Source organism: Brucella tritici (assembly GCF_008932295.1).
Lineage (GTDB): Bacteria > Pseudomonadota > Alphaproteobacteria > Rhizobiales > Rhizobiaceae > Brucella > Brucella tritici.
This window is the reverse complement of sequence record NZ_WBWA01000062.1, coordinates 1-3,168: the sequence shown is the minus strand read 5'-3', so window position 1 is coordinate 3,168 and position 3,168 is coordinate 1. Positions and strand designations below refer to the sequence as shown.

The window sequence follows — 3,168 nt, the reverse complement described above, 5'->3', positions numbered from 1 at the left end:
TGAGGTCTGCCATAGAGAGGGCGCGGGTTAACCGCTGGAGCCGGTTGTTCCCATTGCGGACCCGTCAAGTTGCAGACCGATGGAATGACATTCGGTTCTACCTTGGCGTAGACGAGATACCGACTTCAACCATGAAGGCACTCAGGCGGACGTTTGCGTGGTACGCGAACAACAGAGGGATGCCGACCAGCACACTACAGAAGGTCTTGAGACATAAGGGCATCGGAACGACAGCCGGTTATCTTGACCTTGTGGGTGATGGGACACTGAAAGACAGCCGCAAATACTTCGATAGCGACTCTACGCAGATGCACACTGATACACCGAAGCATGAACCGGCAAAGACAAACGTAGCAGATGTGATAGCCGCCTATGCAGCGACGGGGGCAACCCCGGAACAGATAGCGCGACTGATTAAGGAACTTATGGGATGAGTACTGAATACACCATTTTCAAGCGGGGAGATAAGTACCTTCTCGCAGAGGAACATTCGTCCAAGGTCAACCTCTGGATGTCAACCGGACTAGGAAACGATGAGTCCTACGATGGGCAGTTGCGAAACCTTGAAACGGTGGACTTGGTGGGCATCGCCTTGGAAATCATCAAGGTTGCTGCATATACGGGCGACCTCACCGGGAAATGTGAGGAGTATTTGGAGGACAAGCCAGATTCGGCCTTCTACTACCAGTCTATGATGAAAGCAGTTGGTACCGAACGATGAACCTTGAGTACGTAGCAAAGTATGGTCCCGGCCCGCATGTCGCTGTGGACGCAGTAGTCATCTCATTGGACTTTCAAATCCTCCTCATCCGCCGAAAGGATACCGGGAAGCTTGCCCTCCCCGGTGGCTTTGTGGAGCCGTGGGAATATCCTATCGCGGCAGCATGGCGGGAGCTTAGGGAAGAGGCTGGCCTATCCTGCTTGCAACACGCAAAGAGGGTCAAAGTGTATGACGACCCGAAGAGAGACCCCCGCGCCCATATCATCACACACGCTCATCTCTTCATGCTGGCAGGTAAGGCTCATCGCTTCAAGATCAAGGCGGGGGATGACGCGAAGGAGGCCATGTGGGTGCCGCTGTCCGAGCTATTCATGGTCGAACGCGACTGGTACGCAGACCATATGCAGATCATCATGGACATGCTGTGACGGGAAAACTAACCGTACCGGACAGTAGGTGGCTCACCGAGGGAATGGGTCCAGAGTTTCAGGCGTTCTGTCTGGAATTTGAAAGGGAATTGTTCAAGGCTTACGGGGTAGCCGACAAGGTATGCTTGGTGCCCCATGCCGGACTCGAACCAGCACTTCTTTCGAAAACGCATTTTGAGTGCGCCGCGTCTACCAATTCCGCCAATGGGGCCTTATAACGACGCTTCTTAGATATGGAGCGTCAGGATGTCAACTAGACCAGCCGATAACTTTGCAATGTTGCTCTTGGTGGCCGTTATCGCACTCTTCGCCGGGTACAAGATCGGAACCAGCACCGAGAGGGATAAGGCGCGGCCATGGTTGAACAGCCTGTTGAATGACCAATGCGAACCGAGAGGCGGATACCTTATCTGCCCCGGTTCACTTCCAGAATGGCCAGTTGATCCTACGTAAAAAAGTGGCGGAAGTCCGCCACCTGTGGCGCAGCTAAGTCATTGAAATACCTAAGTGTGGCGTCAAAAAACGCTAGACTCAAAATCCGGTTCCGAAAGGAGTGTCGGTTCGATTCCGACCACCCGCACCATATTTCGAAAAATTACCGGAAATCATGCTCCTGTTGGGCACTAGCCCGAAAGCTCATTCTCGCTAGTTTCAACAATGGCGATCGAGACGATTACCAAATTGGTGTTCTGCGAACGTTTGTTTGCTTATTCACTCCATATCGACAACGATGATGCCGTTTTAATACTTCCGGGATACAGGCGCAGGAGGCACCCCACCATGAATGGCACACCGAAGAAAAGTCCGTTCGAAGGGCCTCAGTTGCAAAATGCACATTATGAACGTGCGGATATGTCAGGCTCGAATTTCGATGGTGTAGATCTGTCCGGTTCAAAGTTCTTCGCTGTTTTGGCCAAGGCGAAGTTTGTCGATACAAATTTGAGCAACGCTGATTTTGACGATGTTAATCTGGCAGAAGCACGGTTTCATAATGTCAACATGACCGGTGCAGCCATTACGAATGCCAACATGAGTGGCCTGGCTATAAGTGGTGTCACCTTGGCATATACGAATATAACCGATGCTGACGTGACGGGTATGCGGATAAACGGCGTTCTCGTTACTTCTCTATTCAAAGCGTATGAAGATGCGCGTTCTTCTGACGAGTGAGCATTCCTGCCAACTAACCCGAGTTGGATTAAGTGGGTTAGAGCGCATCCCGAAAAGTGTGAAACGGTTTTCGGATGAGATGCGCGTCAAAACAAACAGTTAGAGCGTCGACCTGATTCAATCAGATCGACGCTCTAATGTCGGAAAGCACCGACAACCGGTCGCTGCTTTCCGTCGCATAAGGTTTTCACGCCGCTTCGAGCGCCTGCGCCAGATCGGCGATCAGATCGTCCGGATGCTCGATGCCTATGGAGAGCCGGATCGTCGAGTCCAGTACGCCGATACGCTCTCGCACGTCGACGGGAACGCCTGAATGGGTCATTGCAGCAGGATGGCTTGCCAGCGATTCCGTGCCGCCAAGACTGACCGCAAGCTTCAATATCTGAAGCGCATTCAGGAAGCGGAATGCCGCCGCCTGCCCGCCTTCAATATCGAAGGAGAAAGTTGACCCCGCACCGCTGCATTGGCGCTTGAACAGCGCGCCGACATCCGAATTCTCATCCTCAAATGGGAGATAATGCAACTTCGCAACTTTCGGATGGTTGCGCAGGAATTCCGCGATTGCCTGCGCGTTACTGTTGGCCCGTTCCATGCGAAGCCCGAGTGTTTCAAGCGAGCGCCCGAGCATCCAGCATGAATGCGGATCAAGCTGTGTGCCGATAGCACCGCGCAATGCCTTGACCTGCTTTACAACAGCCTTGGCGCCCAACACTGCCCCAGCGATCAGATCTGAATGTCCGCCGACATATTTGGTCAGAGAATAGACCGAAAGATCGGCACCATGATCGAGCGGCTTTTGATAGACAGGTCCGAGCAGGGTATTGTCGCAGGCAATGACCGGGCGATGTC

The 3,168-nt window shown here is 52.9% G+C and carries 5 protein-coding genes and 1 tRNA gene; 4 read left to right on the top strand and 2 right to left on the bottom strand.

From position 1 onward, the window contains the following. The 3 genes from F9K91_RS26235 to F9K91_RS25305 form a co-directional block, all read left to right on the top strand. Window positions 1–434 (top strand): site-specific integrase (locus tag F9K91_RS26235; protein WP_151679050.1); only part of this gene is annotated, 434 nt, incomplete at its 5' end. After that, window positions 431–721 carry a hypothetical protein gene (locus F9K91_RS25310; RefSeq protein ID WP_151679049.1) on the top strand — a complete coding sequence of 97 codons (291 nt, stop codon included), beginning with the start codon at window positions 431–433 and terminating at the stop codon, window positions 719–721. The genes F9K91_RS26235 and F9K91_RS25310, both read left to right, overlap by 4 nt. After that, complete coding sequence (locus tag F9K91_RS25305; RefSeq protein ID WP_151679048.1) at window positions 718–1,149, top strand: NUDIX domain-containing protein; 432 nt, start codon at window positions 718–720, stop codon at window positions 1,147–1,149. Before F9K91_RS25310 ends, F9K91_RS25305 begins: the two co-directional genes overlap by 4 nt. 126 nt (window positions 1,150–1,275) lie before the next feature. Here F9K91_RS25305 and F9K91_RS25300 read toward each other — a convergent pair. Continuing rightward, window positions 1,276–1,360, bottom strand: a tRNA-Leu gene (locus F9K91_RS25300). Window positions 1,361–1,929: 569 nt separating this feature from the next. Between F9K91_RS25300 and F9K91_RS25295 the strand changes: the two genes are divergently transcribed. Further along, a complete protein-coding gene (locus F9K91_RS25295) occupies window positions 1,930–2,319 on the top strand; it encodes a pentapeptide repeat-containing protein (RefSeq protein WP_151555336.1) in 390 nt (129 codons plus the stop codon). Window positions 2,320–2,506: 187 nt separating this feature from the next. Here the strand turns inward: F9K91_RS25295 and F9K91_RS25290 are convergent. Next, a partial coding sequence (locus F9K91_RS25290) for a PLP-dependent transferase (protein ID WP_208852732.1) occupies window positions 2,507–3,168 on the bottom strand: 662 nt, incomplete at its 5' end.